Annotated in this window: 19 protein-coding genes; 13 read left to right on the top strand and 6 right to left on the bottom strand. The window is 57.3% G+C overall.

The window, feature by feature from the left end; all coding sequences use genetic code 11:
• The 6 genes from ACEE09_RS04400 to ACEE09_RS04375 all read left to right on the top strand — a co-directional run.
• The coding region (locus ACEE09_RS04400; RefSeq protein WP_449082426.1) for a transposase family protein at nt 1-425 on the top strand (425 nt) is incomplete at its 5' end.
• Between the two features lie 36 nt (nt 426-461).
• Nucleotides 462-2,192 (top strand): McrB family protein, encoded by a 1,731-nt coding sequence (locus tag ACEE09_RS04395; protein WP_449082424.1) that lies wholly within the window; start codon nt 462-464, stop codon nt 2,190-2,192.
• 2 nt (nt 2,193-2,194) lie between these two features.
• Nucleotides 2,195-3,760: a 5-methylcytosine restriction system specificity protein McrC gene (locus ACEE09_RS04390; protein ID WP_449082422.1), complete on the top strand. Its 1,566-nt coding sequence runs from the start codon at nt 2,195-2,197 to the stop codon at nt 3,758-3,760.
• 190 nt (nt 3,761-3,950) lie between these two features.
• Nucleotides 3,951-4,682 carry a glycerophosphodiester phosphodiesterase family protein gene (locus tag ACEE09_RS04385; protein ID WP_449082420.1) on the top strand — a complete coding sequence of 244 codons (732 nt, stop codon included), beginning with the start codon at nt 3,951-3,953 and terminating at the stop codon, nt 4,680-4,682.
• Nucleotides 4,683-4,759: 77 nt separating this feature from the next.
• Entirely contained in the window at nt 4,760-6,277 is a 1,518-nt protein-coding gene (locus ACEE09_RS04380) for a DUF1846 domain-containing protein (RefSeq protein ID WP_449082418.1), read from the top strand.
• Between the two features lie 254 nt (nt 6,278-6,531).
• On the top strand, nt 6,532-7,698 hold the full coding sequence (locus ACEE09_RS04375; RefSeq protein WP_449082416.1) for a cytochrome P450: 1,167 nt from the start codon (nt 6,532-6,534) through the stop codon (nt 7,696-7,698).
• A gap of 110 nt (nt 7,699-7,808) precedes the next feature.
• Here ACEE09_RS04375 and ACEE09_RS04370 read toward each other — a convergent pair whose 3' ends face one another.
• From ACEE09_RS04370 to ACEE09_RS04360, 3 genes are all read right to left on the bottom strand, one after another.
• Nucleotides 7,809-8,087 carry a cupin domain-containing protein gene (locus ACEE09_RS04370; RefSeq protein WP_449082430.1) on the bottom strand — a complete coding sequence of 93 codons (279 nt, stop codon included), beginning with the start codon at nt 8,085-8,087 and terminating at the stop codon, nt 7,809-7,811.
• A 35-nt stretch (nt 8,088-8,122) separates the two neighbouring features.
• Entirely contained in the window at nt 8,123-8,740 is a 618-nt protein-coding gene (locus tag ACEE09_RS04365; RefSeq protein WP_449082415.1) for a lytic transglycosylase domain-containing protein, read from the bottom strand.
• A gap of 103 nt (nt 8,741-8,843) precedes the next feature.
• Nucleotides 8,844-11,696 carry a multicopper oxidase domain-containing protein gene (locus tag ACEE09_RS04360; RefSeq protein ID WP_449082413.1) on the bottom strand — a complete coding sequence of 951 codons (2,853 nt, stop codon included), beginning with the start codon at nt 11,694-11,696 and terminating at the stop codon, nt 8,844-8,846.
• A 96-nt stretch (nt 11,697-11,792) separates the two neighbouring features.
• On the opposite strand from ACEE09_RS04360, the gene ACEE09_RS04355 reads away from it, so the two are divergent.
• The 4 genes from ACEE09_RS04355 (at nt 11,793) to ACEE09_RS04340 (ending at nt 15,342) form a co-directional block, all read left to right on the top strand.
• The gene (locus ACEE09_RS04355) at nt 11,793-12,296 is read left to right on the top strand and encodes a DUF456 domain-containing protein (protein ID WP_449082411.1); all 504 of its coding nucleotides are present in this window, start codon (nt 11,793-11,795) and stop codon (nt 12,294-12,296) included.
• Nucleotides 12,297-12,314: 18 nt separating this feature from the next.
• Complete coding sequence (locus tag ACEE09_RS04350; protein WP_449082410.1) at nt 12,315-12,797, top strand: hypothetical protein; 483 nt, start codon at nt 12,315-12,317, stop codon at nt 12,795-12,797.
• Between the two features lie 84 nt (nt 12,798-12,881).
• Nucleotides 12,882-14,027, top strand: coding sequence for a CPBP family intramembrane glutamic endopeptidase (locus ACEE09_RS04345; protein ID WP_449082409.1), 1,146 nt, complete (start codon nt 12,882-12,884; stop codon nt 14,025-14,027).
• Nucleotides 14,028-14,037: 10 nt separating this feature from the next.
• Nucleotides 14,038-15,342, top strand: coding sequence for a M18 family aminopeptidase (locus ACEE09_RS04340; protein ID WP_449082407.1), 1,305 nt, complete (start codon nt 14,038-14,040; stop codon nt 15,340-15,342).
• A gap of 82 nt (nt 15,343-15,424) precedes the next feature.
• Here ACEE09_RS04340 and ACEE09_RS04335 read toward each other — a convergent pair whose 3' ends face one another.
• Together ACEE09_RS04335 and ACEE09_RS04330 are read right to left on the bottom strand one after the other, a co-directional pair.
• Nucleotides 15,425-15,790: a GNAT family N-acetyltransferase gene (locus ACEE09_RS04335; protein WP_449082405.1), complete on the bottom strand. Its 366-nt coding sequence runs from the start codon at nt 15,788-15,790 to the stop codon at nt 15,425-15,427.
• Between the two features lie 95 nt (nt 15,791-15,885).
• Nucleotides 15,886-16,341: a carboxymuconolactone decarboxylase family protein gene (locus tag ACEE09_RS04330; protein ID WP_449082404.1), complete on the bottom strand. Its 456-nt coding sequence runs from the start codon at nt 16,339-16,341 to the stop codon at nt 15,886-15,888.
• Nucleotides 16,342-16,435: 94 nt separating this feature from the next.
• On the opposite strand from ACEE09_RS04330, the gene ACEE09_RS04325 reads away from it, so the two are divergent.
• Nucleotides 16,436-17,080, top strand: a complete 645-nt coding sequence (locus ACEE09_RS04325; RefSeq protein ID WP_449082402.1) for a phosphatase PAP2 family protein — start codon at nt 16,436-16,438, stop codon at nt 17,078-17,080.
• On the opposite strand, the gene nadE is transcribed toward ACEE09_RS04325, so the two are convergent.
• Nucleotides 17,049-17,873, bottom strand: coding sequence for an ammonia-dependent NAD(+) synthetase (nadE, locus tag ACEE09_RS04320; protein WP_449082401.1), 825 nt, complete (start codon nt 17,871-17,873; stop codon nt 17,049-17,051). The genes ACEE09_RS04325 and nadE overlap by 32 nt on opposite strands.
• Nucleotides 17,874-18,041: 168 nt before the next feature.
• Here nadE and ACEE09_RS04315 point away from each other — a divergent pair, with 168 nt between their 5' ends.
• On the top strand, nt 18,042-18,488 hold the full coding sequence (locus ACEE09_RS04315) for a DUF4870 domain-containing protein (protein ID WP_449082399.1): 447 nt from the start codon (nt 18,042-18,044) through the stop codon (nt 18,486-18,488).
• Between the two features lie 529 nt (nt 18,489-19,017).
• Entirely contained in the window at nt 19,018-19,836 is an 819-nt protein-coding gene (locus tag ACEE09_RS04310) for a hypothetical protein (RefSeq protein ID WP_449082398.1), read from the top strand.
• Nucleotides 19,837-19,853: the final 17 nt, after the last annotated feature.

Below are 19,853 nucleotides of genomic sequence, written 5' to 3'. Positions count from 1 at the left end.
GTAAAACAAATTTCTCTGGAAAGCACAAACGAGCCGGATTCAACCACCAAGTCATTTGCACCTTGGATGGAAAGTTGCTGGCTATCACAGACCCGGTGCCCGGGGCCAGGCATGATGCTTACGCCTTCAAACATCATGGCTTGGAAAGATATCTTGATGAGAGCACTGTGGCTGATAAGGGCTATATCGGGTTGGGGTTGGCTACCCCGGCCAGGCGCAAGCCGGGTCAGCGGCTGAGTCGGGAGCAGAGGCGGAATAATCGGGTGCTGAATCGGCTGCGGTCGGTGGTGGAGCGGGTTATCGCTCACATCAAGACTTGGCGGATTCTTCATACAGGGTTTAGGCGGCCGTTGGGGTTGTATGGGCGGGTGTTTGCGGTGGTGCGGGGGTTGGTGTTTTTGGCTGCGGGTGGGACTTTTGAATAAGCCTCTATAGATATTTTTAAGCAAAAGGAGAAATAGTTGAGAAAAGATTTTATATTTTGCAACAAAAATATAGATAACCATATGAAGGAGGGAAAAAGCCAGAAAAGTTATAAGCATCCAACAATTGATCAAGATCGAAGTTACTTTATAACAAAATTTCCTGCAGAGTCCCTTTCTGCGAAGGAGTTTATAAAGCGTTTTAATACCTTTCAGGATTCTGGGTCTGGCATGAAGAAGTACTGTATTCCGGAATATGATGAGTTTTCAATTAGGTTTTCTCACGAAATTCGGGAGTCTCTGGAAAACTTGAGAGAAGAGTATTCAGGTGCGTATTTATTCAGGGTATATGATGATATTCGTAAGGAATCGAATTTAGATATTCCCTATAGTTCGACTAACTCTGCCCCTGGTGTGGTCAAAAACCTTGTTCAAATGTTTGAAAACTACAGTCAATTCTCAGATAATTTGGATTCAATAATGATAAGTGCAAAATTAAAAACAGATGCTAATGGGAATCCTAAAGATGGGATTTTTAAAAGTGATCTAAAGACAGCGGGAAGACTCCCTGAGGAGGAAGAATCTGTGATGGAGATGGTTGATCTATTGAAATTCCAGAAAAATGCCATCGTGGAAGGTGTTGCCGGCTCTGGCAAGTCTCACATGCTTCAGAAACTGCGTGAAAGCGGGGAGTATGGTGAAAACGGCAGTCAGATTGAGGTTGTTGTCCTTCACCCCTCCACTTCTTATGAAGAGTTTGTTTCCGGTATTCGTCCGAACTTTACGAAAAAGGAAGGCGAAGGAGAATTTGTAACTCAAGAGGGCATCTTCGTACAGATGTGCAACAGAGCAGCCGCCAACCCAGATAAGAAATTCTTACTCTTCATTGACGAAATCAATCGCGCAAACACCTCCCGAGTCTTTGGCGACCTCATGCTGGTCATCGAAGATTCAAAACGTGTGGACTTCAGTAAATTCACCACTAAATCTCCTGAAGATGAAAATTTTGAAACAGAAAATAAACCTAAAGTAACTTCTTTGGGTGCTGACGAATCAGCAGACGGACAAGTTGCTAAGAGCGAAAAATATCCTTTGAAAGCTTACCAATATGGTGCTCTCTTCTCCTCAGAGACAACGATTCCATCCACCGAAGATGGGAAGTCTGCCGAATATGTCCGCCTGCAAAATCCTATTATTAAGCAGGGAATTGAGTTTAGTAAACTCGCGGTCCCTTCTAACCTGCACGTCCTGGGCACCATGAACACCACTGACCGTTCCGTGGGCACCATTGACCTGGCTCTGCGTCGTCGCTTCCATTGGATTACCCAGGAGCCCATGAATGATAGGGATAAACTGCTCACGGCTTTGGAGCTTTCAGGTGATAAGGGTAAATCAGTTGATTTAGTGGCTGATTGGTTCATACATGCAAATGAAGTTTTAGGCTCAAAGGTTGGCCCTGACGCCCGCCTGGGACACGCCTACTTCTTCGGTAAAGACGGCGACGCGAAAGCTATCGCCAAAGCTCTCATTACCCAGCTCCTAGAGATTATCTTTACCTTCAATGTCAAGGAAGATGTCCTAGAAAAGATTGGACTTCCAAAACTTAAGGCGTACAACGACAAGAAACTTGACTATGAAGGTAAGGGGCTGGGTCGCCGTCCCATCGTTAAAGAAGATAAAGGTAAATCTCCAACACTCGACGGGGGCAGTGACTCTGAGAACGAGGTTTCTGACAACACTGATTCTGAAAATAGCCAGGGCGACCAGTAGTCATGACCGCCTACCGCTATTTCCGTGTGAGCGGGAAGGGCAACGGTGTCGGAATCACCGTGCTGAGGCTGGTGGGGGAAGAAAACCCCACCGGCCCAACCACCCTTACCCTGCACGTCCTCCCCAAAATCTGGTCAGACTATAAGCTCCTACGCACCCTCCCAGACCTCAGCACCTCAGAGCACGAGGGGAAAGATACTTGGCACAGCTATCTCTACGAGATGGACACCCTCCAACTTCCGGACGAGTGGGCTAAATGCCTAGCTGCCGCCACCCCAAACTCAACTGAATTTGAAGAAGAAACCCAAGAAACTGAGCTTGTATCAGAAGTAAAACAACACGGTGAGGAAGACGACAGGGAAGACGGCGAGGTAGACCCTCTCTGGCAGGAAGTCACGCAACCCGGAAAAGACCATCACAAAGTCGAACTCAAGCCCTTAGAGGACGACCACGCCAAGCTTATGTGGGACATGCTCTCCCACTACGACCAGCACCCCAGCAGGGTTGCCGGTCACCGCGACTTCCCACCAGCAGGTACAGAACTCTTCCCCCATATTCCTGCTATGCGTGAAGTCTTTTACGCCCAGTTCGTCCGTTACGCCCTTGAAGCTGTTCGCCACCGTAAACCCACCTTCTTACCTATTCAGGAAGAGCTGGGGTTTGTGCGGGGACGCATGGTGCCAAGAGGGCTCGTTGACCGTAAAGTCCAGCGACGCATGCCTATCCTGTGTGAGTTTGATGCTCTCACAACCGATAGTTACATCTGGCAGGTCATTCGCGCCGCCACCCAGCTTGCTGCCACCAGCAACAACCAAAGAACCCTGGACGCCGCTGTTGAAGTTGATGCCCACATTCGAGACGTCCGCCTGGTTCAGCCGTCAACACTCCTGACGAGCGGCATCGCCGCTAATGACCTAGCTCGCTTGAGCGCAGACTTGAAGAAGGCTTATTTCCTGGGGCGGGCAATGATCAGCGAGAACTTCGGGATCGGCGTTGAAGAACCCCTCACGGAGGGGGGTGTCATCGCCAACATCAAATACACCACCAGCGACCTGTGGGAAAAGATTGTTGCTGGTTACATGCGGCAAAGCGTCGATGAGGCTACGGTGGATGAGCAAAAGAAACTCTATCTCTACTACGACGGTAAGAAGAGCGCTTTCGTTACCCCCAAAACACCTGACCTAATCGTTACTGCCCAGCAGAAGACCACGGTGTTTGACGCCAAGTATAAGTTCCCTAAGGAGTCTATTACTCAGGCCAGTATGAGTGACCAGTACCAGCTCACTACCTACTCCTACCGGATGGGGTGCAGCGCATTCTTGGTCTATCCAGAGCTGGAGGTCGAGCAAAAGACGTCCGGCGGAGGATCTCAGTGCAACAAGGTTTCCTCTCTCTTCCTGGCACCTCCGGGTTATGGCATCAAGGGAATAGAGGGGCAGCCCCAAAAGTCCGAGGGCTGGAGCCGCATCGGCGTCCTTTCCCTGCCCTTTCCTAGTCCTGGTGCTGCTGACTTCAGCTTGGCTGAGGTATATCGGGAACGTATTCGTGAGATCTTTAGTGGCTCTTAGCCAGCTGTTCTCCTGAGAGCCGTATCCGACCTGTGCAGGCTTCTGAGCCTGTGTGCACAGTTTTCCCTGCACACAGCCCAAGGAACCCTGCACAGCCTCACGCTAGCGCCGGGGGAACTTTGCCCAGTGGGAACCTCCCGTTAACCCCCTGGCCCCATGCTGGTTAACCTCCCTGCCCCATACTGGTGCCATGCGTATTTTTGCTCACCGCGGGGCGTCCGGAACTTACCCTGAAAACACGCTTGCCGTTTTCGCCGCAGCCGCAGATTCTGGGGCGACCTGGGTTGAAACTGATGTTGATGTGGCAGCCTGCGGCACCCCCGTCCTGCTGCACGATACGCAGCTGCGGCGCACCACTAACCTGGCCGGGTCCGTCTACGATTACACTGCCGTGCAGTTGCAGGGTGCGGACGCCGGCGCCTGGTTTTCAGCCGCAACAGCAGGTCAGGCGGTGCCGACCTTGCGGCAGCTTGTCGATTTGGCGAATGAGCGGGGTTTGAACCTGAATGTGGAGCTGAAAACGAATGAGCAGGGTGCGGTGCGCTCGCGTCTTCTGGTGAGCCGGGTGATTGAGGAGCTGGAACGGCTGCACCCGGGCCGTGAGGTGATTGTTTCTTCTTTTAATCACCTCTTGCTGGCTGAGTTTAAGCGTCTGGCTCCGCAGTATGTGGTGGGTGCTTTGTTTGAGCGCCGCATGTTTCAGCCGGGGTGGCGGTCCATGCTTGAGCTGATGCAGGCGTCTGCGGCGCACCTGTCTGATGCTGATGCGACCTGCCAGCGGGTGCGTGATGTGCGCGATGCCGGGTACGAGGTTAATATTTGGACGGTCAATAGCCCCGCCCGCGCCAATGAGCTGAAGAACTGGGGCGCCACTGGTATCTTTACTGATTACCCTGAGCGGCTACTTCATCTAGAACACTAAAGCGTGCCCGCTCTCACCGCCGCCACGCGGTCGGGGCGCGAGCGCTTGCACACATGGTCTTGATAGGCTTGAATTCCATGGTGAACAAAATTGGTTTTGACCGTGAGAAGTACATCGAGATGCAGTCTCGACACATTCAGGAGCGCCGCGAAGAAATCGGCGGCAAGCTTTACCTCGAAATGGGTGGCAAGCTTTACCTCGAAATGGGTGGCAAGCTTTTTGACGACATGCACGCCTCCCGTGTGCTGCCAGGCTTCACGCCCGATAATAAGATTGCGATGCTGGAGCAAATCCGCGACGAAGTGGAGATCCTGATCTGCCTGAACGCCAAGGACCTGCAGCGCAATAAAATCCGTGCTGACCTGGGCATCACTTACGAGGACGACGTCCTGCGCCTGGTCGATGTTTTCCGTGACCGCGGCTTCCTGGTCGAGCATGTGGTGCTCACCCAGATGGAGGACGACAACACCAAGGCTGTTGCCTTCAAGCAACGCCTGGAGCGCCTGGGTCTAAAAGTTTCGCGTCATCGCGTTATTTCGGGTTATCCCACCAACACTGACCTGATTGTCAGCGAAGAGGGCCTGGGCCGCAACGAGTTCGCTGAAACTACCCGTGACCTGGTGGTGGTGACGGCCCCCGGCCCCGGTTCAGGTAAGCTGGCAACTGCCCTGTCGCAGGTCTACCACGAGAACAAGCGCGGTGTGAAGGCAGGCTACGCTAAGTTTGAGACCTTCCCCATCTGGAACCTGCCCTTGGAGCACCCCGTTAACCTGGCCTATGAGGCCGCTACCGTTGATCTTGATGACGCTAACGTCATTGACCACTTCCACCTGACTGCTTACGGTGAATCTACCGTCAACTACAACCGTGACGTTGAGGCCTTTCCCCTGCTGAAGGTGCTCTTGCAGAAGATGACCGGCACCACCCCTTACCAGTCGCCCACTGATATGGGTGTGAACATGGCCGGTAACTGTATTACTGATGATGCTGCCTGCCGTTATGCTTCTGAGCAGGAGATTATTCGCCGCTATTTCAAGGCCCTGGTGGATGAGGCCCGCGGCGGGCTGGATTCTACCCAGTCAGATCGTGCTGCTGTGGTCATGGCTAAGGCTGGTATTAAGGAAACTGACCGCCCGGTGGTTACCCCCGCCCGCCTGCGCGAAGAGACCACCGGTGCCCCCGGTGCGGCTATTGAGCTAGCTGATGGCACTATTATTACCGGCAAGACCACTGATTTGCTGGGCTGCTCGGCTGTTGCCCTGCTGAATGCGCTCAAGCACCTGGCTGGTCTGGACGACGCCAAGCACCTGCTCTCTAAAGAGGCCCTGGAACCTATCCAGCACCTGAAAACCCTGCATCTGGGCAGTCAGAACCCCCGCCTGCATACTGACGAGGTGCTGATTGCCCTCTCAACTTCGGCGGCACATGATGAGGACGCCCGCGCTGCCCTTGAGCAGATTAAGAACTTGCGTGGGGCGGACGTCCACACCACCACGATCTTAGGTTCAGTTGATGAGGGAATTTTCCGTTCCCTGGGCATGCTGGTCACTTCTGACCCTAAGTTCCAGAAGAAGGCCCTCTACCAGAAGCGCTAGACTGCCCGCCGTCCTGAGGTCCAAGATCCACTTAACCCCGCACTTAACTGCGGGGTTTTACGTTTAACTGCGGGGGAAACCCGGGGTGCTCGAAACCCGCCCCCTGTGAAGCCCCTGTTTATGCTCCTGCCCACGCACCTGTGTGGTTGAGTAGACGGGCGAGGTAGGTGCGCTTGCTGTATGACTTCTGATAGGTTCAAAACAGCAGTAATTTGCATACCTAATACCAATGACCGTTATGTCAGGGGAGAATCATGGCTCAACACGTTGACGAAACACACTACGACTGGAACTCCCGCTCGCCCGAAGTGCAAGAAGACCAGATCGCAGCCTACGATTCTATGCGCGCTCGGTGCCCTGTTGCTCACGATGAATTTATGGGCTACACCCTCTTCAAAAATGAGGATGTCCGGTATGCCCTTGAACATCCTGAACTGTTCTCTAACCGGGTGTCGACCCGCCACATAGCGGTGCCCAACGGAATGGACGCACCCGAACACACTGCTTTCAGAGCGATCAACGATAAGTACTTTACCCCAGAACGTATGCAGGCTTTTGAACCTCGAATCCGTAAGGTGGTGCACCAGCTCGTCTGCGATATTCCGCGCGGTGAAACGGTCGATATCATGGAAGAATTTGCCACCCGCTACGCCATGCGCGTGCAAAATGCTTTCATGGGGTGGCCAGAGAGTCTTGAAGAAGCTTTGATTGCCTGGATGAACAAGAATCGGTCTGCCACCCTCAAACGTGACCGGGCTGAGATTGCCTCGGTTGCTGTGGAATTTGACGGCTATATTCGGACTCTTCTGAACGAGCGGCGGATGAACCCTACGCTTCAGGACGTCACCGCCGAGCTCCTGCACGATCGTGTGGAGTTGCCGGGGCAGGAACCTCGCGTCATGACGGATGAAGAAATTGTCTCTCTTATTCGAAACTGGACGGTCGGGGAGCTGTCAACGGTTTCAGCTATCGTGGGAGTCATTGTGAACTTTTTGGGCGAGCACCAGGGTGAGGCTGACCGCTTGCGGCAGCATCCCGAATATATTGGTCACGCGGTGGAAGAGATTTTGCGTTTGCAAGATCCCCTCGTTGCTAACCGCCGTGTAACAACTGCAGATGTTGAAGTCGGCGGTCGTACGATTCCTGCTGGATGCCCGGTGACCATCAACTGGACGTCGGCTAACCGTGATGAGGACGCTTTTGAGGATGCCCTGGACTACCGTCCTGATCGTAATCAGTCGATGAACCTGACCTATGGCGCGGGAATTCACGCGTGCCCCGGGGCTCCTCTAGCTCGGTTGGAGCTGCGCGTACTGGTTGAAGAGTTGCTTGCAGCGACGGAGTCAATCACGGTGGAGTCTACCGTGAATGCTCAGTTCCCGGTGGCAGGTTATTCCTCGGTGAAGGTCGTCGTGAGGTAGGTGAGTGCGGCGGCGTCCGCAATGTGTCGGTGTCCTGTCGCTCCAGCGTCCACTTAACCCCGCACTTAACTGCGGGGTTTTACGCTTAACTGCGGGTGCCCCCCGGGGTGCTAGACGGTGTAGGTGGCGTCGTCAACGGGTGCACCCCAGTTGACGAACTTCCCGTCCTTGTTGAAGGGGATGACGGCGATGTGGGTCATGGGGCCATCGCTGGTGGCTCCGTGCCAGTGGTTAATGCCTGGTTCGAAGAAGGCCTCACCGGGTGTGAGGGTCTGGGGTTCCTGGCCTTCGAGCTGGTAAATGCAGATGCCGGAGGTCACCACAATAAGCTGGCCGACGTCGTGGGTATGCCAGTTAGTGCGGGCTTCGGCCTCGAAGGTAACAGCCAGGGACTGTAGCTGGCTGCTGGGTGCCTACGACTCCCCTAGCGCACCAGGGTAGCCTGCTTGAAGCTGGGGTCAGGCACACAGGTCACCGCGTATTTAGTGGAGGCTAGCTCATCAATTTTGATCACGTAGTTCTGGGTCTCAAAGTAAGGTGGGATGCCGCCAAATTCCTCCACGGCACCGGGCCCAGCATTATAGCCGGCCAAAACAATATCTTGTAGGGAGGCCTCATCTGAGACGTAGGGTGCTAGGTACTCTGAGAGGTAGGCCAGGTAGCGGCCCTGGGCGGCGATGGAGTCTTCGGGGCTGTTAATATTGCCCTTGCCCCAGATGTCCCAGGTGTCCTGGGTGAACTGGGCTAGGCCGTGGGCGCCTGCGTGTGACTGGGCGGTGGTGACCCAGCCGGATTCGGTTTCTAGCTGGGCGGCTAAGAGGCCTGCCCGGAACCCAGATACTTCTGCGGCGGCTTCAATATCGTCCCATAGTTGTGGGGGAGCGTAGGTGAGGTCGGTCTGCCCGCAGTAGTCCTCGTAGGTGGCAGAAAGTCCCACCACACCGGCTGACATTAGCACCGCTGATGCCACAATCTGCCAGTGCGCTACCAGGCCTGCGCCGAGGCGCAGGGCAAGGCTGGGCTTAGTACGTTCACTTGTCATCAGGTCAAGATTACTGGAAAACCCTCCTGCCCGTCAGGTGCGCGCCCGCCGCACACACCCAAAGGTGACGCACCCAACCTGGGCACGTCACCCTCAGAGGAGGCTACTGGCTTACCTGGATCCGCCCGCGGGCGCCACGCTCTGCAGCAGCGAAATCATGGTTGACGAAGGTGTAGGTGCCTGGCTCAACAAAGACCATTTCTACGAACCCGCCTTGTGAGGCTGAGAAATCAACGGCCTGGGACCCACCTGTTGCCTGCCCGAAGGGGTCACGGCCTTCTTGGACCAGGTAGCCACCTTCCTTATAGACGGTGTCGAACTGGGTGCCAACGATGTGGAAACTCAGCTCACCGCCAGGGCCAGCATTCAGAACCCAGATGCGCACGCGCTCACCCACGCGAGCAGTGAGAGGGCTGTGCATGTACTGGGTGGCGTGCCCGTTGAAGAGGGTGAGGGTAGGTGCAGGGGCCTGGTTGGCTGGCAGAATATCGGTCAGGACGCTCCCCCCGGCCTTCTGCTCTTGCTCTTCAGCGGTGGTGCTCTCGGTGTTACCTTCAGCGGCTGGGGTGAGGGCCATCTCTGACTGAACCAGCAGGTATTCGCGGTCTACCGGGGGCAGGCCAGGTGGGTCAATGACCACGGCGCCGAACATGCCTGCACCCATGTGGGCACTGACCGGTGCGGTGCCGCAGTGGTAGAGCCAGATACCTGAGCGTACCGCTTCAAAACGGTAGACCAGTTCTTCCCCCGGTGCAATGGTGCGCATGGGCTCATTGGGGGCGACAATACCTGCGTGGAAGTCGACCGAGTGCCCCATGGTGCCATTGTTGACTAGGGTTATTTCGAAGATGTCCCCGACCTGCCCGTGCAGGGTGGGGCCCATGTAGGAGCCGTTGTAGGTCCAGGTGTTCAAATCAACTCCTGGGGCGATTTCACGGGGTAGCTCTTGCACATCTAGGGTCTGGCGGTGAACGGTGCGGCCATCAACGACGTCACCCTCAGGGACGGGGGCTAAGACCGCGTCACGGGTCTGATAGTCAGGTGAGATCTCGCCTTGGAAGTCAATATCACCGGGTGTCAATGCTAGGGTGCCGGTGCTACCACCTGCCGCAGTAGCAGGGTGAGAGCCGTGGCCCAGGTTGCCGGTGGCTGTAGCTTCTTCACCGCTTGCTTTCACGGTAAAGACCATGCCCATGGCCTGGTGGCCAATAATGGAGCACCAGCCCTCAAGATCACCGGTGATAAGACCAGCATCTACGGTTTTAGTTTCCCCCGGTGCGATACGGCCGGTAGTGGTTCCGTTAGCGAAGGTCAAATCGTGGGCGTTGGTGGCATCAGCGTTCGTGACCTCAACGATGAGGCGGTTACCTACTGGCACCTCTACAAGGTCGGGGGTGAAGCGCATGTCGGCGGTTGCTTCTACTGCCACGGTGGTGGTCTGGCCGGTGGCCTGTGTGGCGGCGGTAGGTGCGGTGAGGCGTCCGCGCGCAGCCGGATCAGCAAGAACCCCTAGCCCCACTACCAGGGCCACGGCGAGCGCACCGATGAGGGCGTTGCGCAGGTGGGGGAGGGGTGTGGGGGTGAGGGCTTGTGGGTCGGGGGTGGGGGCTTCGCCGCGGGCTCTGGCTTGTACCATGGCTTTGCGGATGGCTACTGATTTTTTGACTCCGCGGAGCATGAGGGGGATGAAGGCGAAGAGGGTGAAGGCTCCTACCAGGGAGGCGCCGGTGCGGACCCAGGAGCCTGTCCAGGAGACGGGCAGGATGAAGATGAGCAGTGATAGGTTGACCATGACGGCGCGGCCTGCGGCGAAACGGTTGAATTCGTGGTTGGCTGCGCGTACGGCTTTGGGCCCGCCGCCCATGCGGGCGGGGAGTAGATAGGTCATGGCCCCTAGGAGTACTTGGGCGAGGAAGCCGACGGTAAAGATGGGGGTGATGGGGCGCAGGGTGAGGGAGGCGAAGGGGGTGGTGGCTACCAGGTAGGCGGCCATGAGCACACCGATCAGTAGCCAGATCATGCTGGCTGCTACTGAGAAGGTGCCGTAGTCGGCGGGTTTTTTGGCGGTGGTGGTGCGCACCATGAGGATAAGGACGAGCACTAGGGCCCCGGCGTAGATGAGCAGGCCGGCGGTAGCTAGCCAGGTGAGCCCGGTCAGGGCCCCGGCTACGGTGAGGGTTAGGCCTGCGCAGAGGCCGGTGAGGGCGCGCAGGGAGCGGGTGACGGCGTCTGGGGCCATGATAGTGCGTAGCATGGTGGGCCAGAGGGTCATGAGGGTGCCTACTACTGTGATGCCTACAAAGCCCAGTATGTTAGTTGCTTCGTGGGCAAGGAGTAGGCGGCCGTACCAGGTGGCGTTGATTCCCTCGTGGGCTAGTAGGGCGCCGAAGGTGGCCCCTACTGGTAGGAGCCAGGATGCTGCGATGTAGTAGCGGACGGTGGCCCCAAAGCGGGCGGGTAGGGCGGTGCGCATCTGCTGGAGGAGAGCGATTCCGTGCCAGGTGACTGTTGCCCCTAGGCCGATGGCACCTAGGAGGGTGAGGGGGTAGAGGGTGAAGACTATTCCGACCATCAGCACCACTATGGAGGTGTTGAGGGTGTAGATGCGGGCTAGTTGTAGGGGGCGGGCGGTGTCGGGGAGCCGGTTTTTTAGGAGGGCTTCGGTGAAGTGTTGGGACCAGATCAGGATGGAGTTGGTGATGAGGCCAAGGGCTACCATGTGTACCATGAGCCAGAGGGATTCGGGTACCCAGCGGTGGGTCATGAGGAGGATGAAGAGGGCGAACATCCATAGGGAGACTGGTTTGGAGGCTTTGCGGTGCCAGGTGTGGCGGCCGCTGGCGATGTCGCGGGCTTGTTTGTCGGTGACGGGGGAGCCGGGGGCATCGAGCGGACGCGCCCCTAGGGTAAGTTGCTCGCGGTGGCCGGGCCGGGGTGCGGCGTCCTTTTCAGTCATCACTACTCCAAAACTTGTATAGGTCATGCCGATTATAGCAAGGGTAGTTTCACCCACGCTGGGAGAAGTAACAGAGCGACAAGTAGACTAAAAACCATGACCCTAGCCATCATTATCACCCTCCTAGCCGCTACCCTCATCGCCCTCGGTATCGTAGGCATCGTCTACCCTATTCTGCCTGGCTCCCTTGCAGTGCTGGGTGGCACCCTACTGTGGGGCCTGACCCTGCGCGGGCCTGAAGGCTGGTGGCTACTTGGCCTAGGCCTACCCATCATCATCGCAGGAATGGTCGCCCAAGCCGTCCTTACCGGCAAAACCCTCAAGCAGCGAGCCATCCCCAACCGCTCTATCCTCTGGGGCGTGCTCGGTGCAGTCATTGGCATGTTCGTTATCCCCATAGTAGGTCTCTTCGTGGGTTTTGCCCTTGCCCTACTCCTGAGCGAAACCCTACGCAGTCAAGGGGACATCGCCACCTCCACACGCAGCACCCTAGCCGCCCTCAAATCCATGGGCCTGGGCATACTCATTGAACTAGCCGCCGCCCTGACCACCGGCACCATCTTCACCATCTGCGCCATCACCTACTTCGCTACTGCCTAACCGGTAGACTAGTTCCCCATGAAAACTCTGCCAGCCTCCCTGCTCCTTGCCGCCACCGCCATCGTCCAGGCCCTCGGCATCTTCCGCTACACCGAAGACACCATGGCTCTTTCCGGCCACATCTTCTTCCCCGTCCTCTTTGCGCTCATGGCCATCTACATCACCTGGCGCAACACTGAGAACAACGGCGCCTTCCCCCTGGCTCACATCATCATTGCCGCCCTAGCTGTCGTTGCCCTGGGTGCCACCATCGCCGGCTGGAACGCCAGCCTCTACTACTTCTACCCCTCCTACTACGTCTTCTACGCAGCGCTGGCCCTGCTCGCGATTGAACTAGCCCTGCGCATCGCCGCCCTGCCCAAGAAGCCCACCGCTGAATCCTCCGAGAAGGTCGGCCACCGCCTGCCCGGTCGCGCCAAGACTAAGCGCGGTACCAACCTGGTCGCCGTCCGCAAGACCCCAGAGCAGCAGGCAACGGCCCCAACCCCCACCGAAAAGTAACCCCCAGTGCACCTTGTGAGACTCGGTACTGGCCTATCTGCCCACCTTCACACGCAGCGAGGCGGCTTTCGCTAGGGTAGAGGTATGAGTACTCCGAAGGACCCCCGCATCCCCTGGCAGACCCCTGCCCAGAATTCACCGCAGGCTGCGGCACCTACCCCCGCCCGAGCGTCCGCCCACCTACCAGACCAGGTGCCCCCACCTGCCCTACACTCGGTGCCAATGCCCCTGCCGCCGGTCGGCTGGCGCCCCGGCTACCAGCAAGAGCAACAGAAACTGGGCTACCACCGGCTTTCTCTGGCTGACCCCAAACACCGCTGGTACACGCCCCTGCTAGAAGCCCTGATCGGGGTGCCAATCTACCTGGTGCTCTCTGTGCTGCTGGCTCTTGCTTTCTTTTTCGTTCTCTTAACAGAACTTGACCCCTGGCTGCTTACTGATGCCACCTCCTTCTTGCATGCTATGGATGCAGAAGCTCTTGAAGATGGGGCCCTGCAAAGCCCCTCCACTTTCATCTTTCTCTTTGGGTCTATAGCACTCATGTTCCCTGTCCTCTGGCTTGCCCGAATCATTGTGGGCCCTAAGCCCTGGGGGCTGATTCACTCGGTCGCCGGGCGGATGCGCTGGGGCTGGCTAGCAACCTGCTGTGGTTTAGCGGCTCTGCTCATTGTGGCCCTGCCGCTAGCCTTCGATTTCGCTCTAGGGGCACGCTATGTTCCTAGCCCCACCCTACCTACCGGCGGTCTGATCGCCATACTGGTAGCCATTATTCTGGTGGTACCGGTGCAGGCCTACGCCGAAGAGCTGGTCTTCCGCGGCTACCTCATGCAGAGTATCGGCCGCTGGCTCAAACACCCGGCCTGGGCAATTATTATTCCCGCCCCGCTCTTTATGCTGGGGCACCTCTACGATGTGTGGGGCCAACTTTCCGTGCTGGTCATGGGCCTGGCTGCCGGGTACATTACCTGGCGCACCGGTGGGCTCGAAGCGGCTATTGCTCTGCACGTGGTCAATAATCTGCTGGCTATGAGCTTTGGTGTGCTGGGCATGGCAGACCCCTTCTTGCAGCAGGGCTCTACCGCGGGCATGTTTATCTCGGCACTGGTATCGAACGGCCTGTTCGTGCTGGTAGTTATCTGGGTGGCCCGTAAGAAGGGCATAGAACGCACCCGTACTGCCCAGGTATGGGTCAAGGGCGGCCACCCTGAGGGCGCACAGCCTGTCCGGTAAAATGTGGTCTATGACTCTTTCACAGACTTTCGATGCCCGAGCTAATATTGATGATTTAGCTGCCTTTGTGACCGCCTCCCCCACCTCCTTCCACGCGGCGGCCGAGGTTGCCCGACGCCTGACCGCCGCCGGCTTCACCGAGCTGAGCGAGCAGGACGTCTGGGGCAGCTCAGCAGCGACCGGCAAGCACTTCGTGGTGCGCGATGGTGCCATCATCGCCTGGGCCGGTAGCGCTCAGCATGAAAGCTACCGGGTGCTGGGGGCCCACACCGATTCCCCCGGCTTCAAGGTCAAGCCCAAACCCTCAGTGCGCACCCTCACCTGGAACCAGGTGGGGGTCGAAGTCTACGGCGGGCCCCTGCTCAACTCCTGGCTGGACCGCGAACTGCGCCTGGCCGGTCGCCTGACTGCGCTGGTGGACGGGACGCTGGAAACCCGCCTGGTTGCCACCGGACCCATTGCCCGCATCCCCCAGCTCGCCATCCACCTGGACCGTACCGCCAACGAGGGCCTCAAACTCGATAAACAAGAGAACATCTACCCCATCTGGGGCTTTAGTGACTCCACCGGCGATGTGCTGGCCTACCTGGCTGAACGCACCCAGGGCGGGCCGGTTAGCCCTGAAAGCATCGTGGGCTACGACCTCATGTTCGCTGACACCCAAGAACCCCGCGTCCTAGGTGAAAATGGTGAGCTTTTTGCCTCCGGGCGCCTAGATAACCTCAGCTCCGTTCATGCAGGCCTCACCGCCCTGATTCGCTACGCCGACTCAGGGGAAGAAACCGCCCATACTGCTATGCTGGCTGCCTTCGACCACGAAGAAATCGGCTCCGGCACGCGCTCTGGGGCCGCCGGGCCCTTCCTTGAGGACGTCCTGGTGCGGCTCTCTGAAGCCCGCGGCGACTCCGCCGAAGCCTACCGCCGCTCCATCGCAGAGTCGGTCTGCCTCTCATCCGACGCCGGCCACCTAGTCCACCCCAACTACGCAGGGCACCACGACCCAGCCGTCCGCCCCCTACCCGGCGGTGGGCCCCTGCTCAAAATCAACGCCAACCAGCGCTACGCCACCGACGCCATCGGCGCCGGAATCTTCGCCCAGGCCTGCGCCCTAGCCGGTGTGCCCTACCAGGAGTTCGTCTCCAATAACAAGGTGCCCTGCGGCTCAACCATCGGCCCCATCACCGCAACCCGCTTAGGTATGCGCACCGTAGACGTGGGAGTGGGACTGCTCTCCATGCACTCAGCCCGCGAACTCACCACCGTAGCCGACATGGCCTACCTAACCCGCGCTATTGAGGGGTTCTACCGGGTCTAAGGCGGAAAGAAGCGACGAAGGGTGCGGGCAGACGGCACTCCGCCTGCCCCTCGCGCCTGACCAGTTCTGAAGGGGCTAAGTTTTAGCCGCGCATAGCCTGTGCCAAAAAGCGCAGGTGGGCAGGTTCGGGCTTGCGGGTCTTCTCGGCGTAGTCGGGGTGCTTCTCCACCCAGGCCTTGATGTAGGGGCAGACAATGACCGGCTCGTACCCGGCCTCAATGGCCTGGTCGAGGGCGCTCTTGACGAGCTTGGAGGCCAGCCCGTGCCCGCCGAATTCTTCCTTCACCACCGTGTGGGGGAAGATACGCTGGTTGCCCCCGCCCTCTGTGTAAGTGAAGAACTCGGTGAAGCCCGCTGGGGTACCGGAGCTATCGGCAAAGATTTCGTAGGAGCCGCGGCCACTTTCTTCGCGTTCGGTAATAACCGGGTTCTCAAGGGTTGCGTTCATGGGAAAGTCCTTTCATGAGACTTATCTAAAAAGCTAGGTGAAGCAGGCTCACAGCGAGCGTGAGCCTGTGTAACCTGCTGAATAAGGGCGGGCGGTTAGGCCGGGTGCTGGGACATGATAGAGATACGGTTAGCTGCGTTCATTGAAATCGCCAGCCACTGCACAGCACTGTACTGCTCATCGGTCAGCACGCCCCGGGCGTAGATGCGGGCAAAATCGCGGTCCTCGGGGCAGGGTAGCTTGGTCACCGTCTCAGCCAAAAAGAGGGCAGCCTTTTCGGTCAGACTATATTCACTGCTTTCCTCCCAGACGCCCACCAGGGCCCGGCGGTTCTCGCTCAGCCCGGCCTTAATAGCGCGTTTGGTGTGCACCTTCAGGCAGTAGGCACAGCCATTAATCTGTGAAACGCGCAGACAGACCAGCTCAATCAGCTGATCATCAAGCCCCGCTGCGCGGGCTGAAGCACCAGCCTGCTTGCTCAGGGCACCAAAAGCTGCCCAAGCTGCCGGGTCGGACTTATCAAGATAAAACTCTTTAGGGATATCAGACATAGCACCAGCTTACTGGCCCGGCCCGGATACAGGCTGGGAAGCCCAGTCGGGCCAACCGGTATCCTAGAGGGTGCTCCTGTCAAGAGAGGTACCCGTGAACCACAGCCCCCAACAGCCCCACCTAGCCCGCACCGGCCTAGCGGGTCTACTGGTGTTTGTGTCGATGTGGCTGGTCAACGCCCAAGCCCTCACCAACCCTGTCGATGATGCCATCTGGCAGACCTCACTGACCTGGCGCACAGGACCGCTCGATACCTTTTTCTCGGCGCTCACCCAGGCTTTCAATACCCTGCCCATGACAATTTATGTGCTGATCGCCTTGGGACTCTTCACCTGGCGCTACCGGCACCCCTGGCCCCTGGCGACCCTAGGGGGAACCATGATTCTTGCCCCGCTAGCCGTCACCCTCATCAAAAATCTTGTGGACCGCCCGCGCCCCTCCCTTACCCACCGCCTGGTGGAGGAACTAACTTTCTCTTTCCCCTCAGGCCACTCCACCAGCACCGCTGCCTTCTGCGCTGCCCTCTTCCTCACCGCCTACCCTGCCCTCACACAGGGCGGACGCCGCGCCCTGGGGGTAGGGCTCGGCGTCCTTACAATGATTGTGGGGTTCTCCCGCATCTACGTGGGGGTGCACTGGGCAAGCGACGTGCTAGGCGGCCTGGGCCTGGGAATAGCTATCGCCGCCCTAGTGCACCTGGTAGTGCTTACCGTTTGTACCAGGAATCAAAAATTGTGACCGGGGTAGTGCGCTTATGACGGGAACGTAAAAACTTCCCCTCAATATTCTCAGCGGCCACCGGGTCAATCTCTTTACCCTCTAGATAATCATCAATCTGATCATAGGTGACCCCCAGCTCGTCCTCGTCGGTACGCCCCGGCTTACCATCAAGCAAATCAGCAGTAGGAACCTTCTCCCACAGGTGGGTATCAGCGCCCAACACCTTAAGCAGGGCCCGGTTCTGGCGCTTGTTCAAACCAAAGAGGGGGGTGACGTCCGCCCCGCCATCACCGAACTTGGTGAAGAAACCGGTCACAGCCTCTGCCCCGTGGTCGGTGCCCACCACCAGCAGATTCTTCTCACCAGCCAGGGCATACTGGGCGATCATGCGGGCACGAGCCTTCACATTGCCCTTATTGAAGTCAGCGATAGGGCGGCCGGTTGCTGTCTCAAAAGCTGATTCGAAACCGTCCACCGCCTCTGCGATATTGTAGGTGACAGTCTGCTGGGGCATGATGAAACGCAGGGCAGCCTGGGCGTCCTCCTCATCGGCCTGCACCTTATAAGGTAGGCGGACGGCAATAAATTCAGCCTCAACACCCTCTAGCTCTAGCTGGTCCACAGCTAGCTGGCACAGGCGTCCGGCCAAGGTGGAATCCAAGCCGCCGGAAATGCCCAGCACAAAGCCGCGGGTGCCGGTGGCTTTCAGATAATCCACCAGGAACTGGACGCGCTTGCGCACCTCCTCAGCCGGGTCGATGGAGGGCTTTACGCCTAATTCTTCAATAATGTGAGCCTGTAAATCGCGCATGACTCTATGCTACTGCCCGGCACACCCCAGTCCACCGTGAGGACGTAACAGGGCGGTTAACTCTCCACCCAGAGTATGAAATTGCAAGGGCACACACCTACCCTCTCGCGCCCTCACCCGCCCCGGACTAAAGTGAAAGGTAGATAACTGGTATTTAGGAGAGTGGATATGACTGAACACAACCAGAACCCCTACGGTAACTACGGCCAGCAGCCCGGCCCCACCTATGATGCCTACGGCAACCTTATCCCCGCAGACGCTAAGAGCATGGCCACGTTCGCCCACCTCTCGGGCCTACTAGGGCTAGTATTCACCGCATCTTTTGCCAGTTTTGTGGGCCCCCTCATCTTCTGGGTTATCTATAAGGACAAGCCGGGGTACGGGTTCGTGCGCAGGGCTGCCGCCGGTGCCTTTAACTTCAGTTTCACCCTCTGGCTAGTGAATATTGTTGCCTGGGTACTGACATTTGTGACCTTGGGGATAGCAGGTATTTTCACCTGGCTCGTCTTTATCGCGGTATGGGTTGCCCTAATTGTCGTGCATATTCTTGCAGCAGTGAAAGCCAATAACGGTGAAGTTTTCACCTACCCCATGACCTTGAAGGTGTTGAACTAGCTTTAGCGGCTATTTTCCCGTAATCTTCAGAGTTCTTCGACAGGAGCGATAGCTTTCCCCGCGCTCCTTGAGCTGAGCGTAATCGGTACTGAAGGCATCTGGAGCAAGTGCGCGGGGAAAAGCAGATGTAGCACGGTGCTTTACTCGGTTTCTACCATGACCGGTTCCATAGCGAACAGACGGGTTTCGGGGGCCGGGGCCTATGCGATGGCGATGATTGGGTTTCATACCCCTTACCTTTCACAGTTTGGTATCGGTGGTGCAGATAAATGACGCATCACCATTGAGCGAATTACGCTAAATAACAAATAACTGAAGAATATGGTGTTTGTGGTGATAAATGAGGCTGTATTACCCTGGGCCTCTCTTTGTCAGATGTAACATCCATTATTAAAGATAGATTCAGAGGTGTTAACTTGCAATCATTAGGCCCAGACGCGGAGAATTTTTACACAGGTAGCCACTAAATTTGATTGTTTAGAGTGCTAGAAAGATTTTCTCACCCGCTGCGCCCACCCCTGGAGGCCCCATGCACCGCCTTATCCGGCTGTCACTGACAGCTTTGACCAGCAGCCTGCTACTTACAGGCTGCATCAGCATCACCGTACCTAACAATCATGCGGCAGAACCTAGTGAACCCACGTCCGCCCCGAGCGTCACAACCACCAGTAGCGCCCCATCTCCCAGCCCCGCTGAAGACACCCCCGAACCTGAGCAAACGATTCTAGCTCAACCCGAGCAGGCCCCCGTGGTGGTTACACCAGCCCCTACCGAAACACCCGTTCAGGCTATCCAACCCCCGCAGGAAGCTAACCAGGCACCTGAGGTAGATAACCCCTGCCTGACAGACCCTGAATGCAAGGAAACCGGCTACATCGATGTTAATCACGCTACCCTGGGCCCGGTGCGGTTGGTGAGCTACTACAAATATATGACGCCGTATACGGTCCCTGGCAGCGGTTACGGTTACTATGCGGTCTTCCAGAATGGGCGAACCATCGGGTTCGTTAAGTCCCCTGGCTATGCTCTGGGCAGTTTTAGCATGTCGGGTGTTTTTACTCCCAATATGACGGAGCGCCCTCAGGGGTGGAACATTGACCGCTACGGCCACATTTTTATGAACAGCGGAGGTGCCCTGACTATCATCACCCAAAAAGATTGGGGCTTTGATTCTCAGGGAACTATGCCGGGAGCCTCCGAAGGGTGGCATAACGATGTCACAAATATAACTATCGACAGCCAGGGCAACCCCTATATCTACACGCATCAGCTCGATGAGACAATTAGCCGGTACGTTGATGGCCCCACCTACACCTTCAACGGCACCGACTGGGTACCTGTCGACTAATATCATCTACCCTCTCG

Source organism: Rothia sp. 88186D007BW (assembly GCF_053544215.1).
The sequence above is the reverse complement of the archived record's forward strand: the minus strand, read 5'-3'. Positions and strand labels throughout refer to the sequence as shown.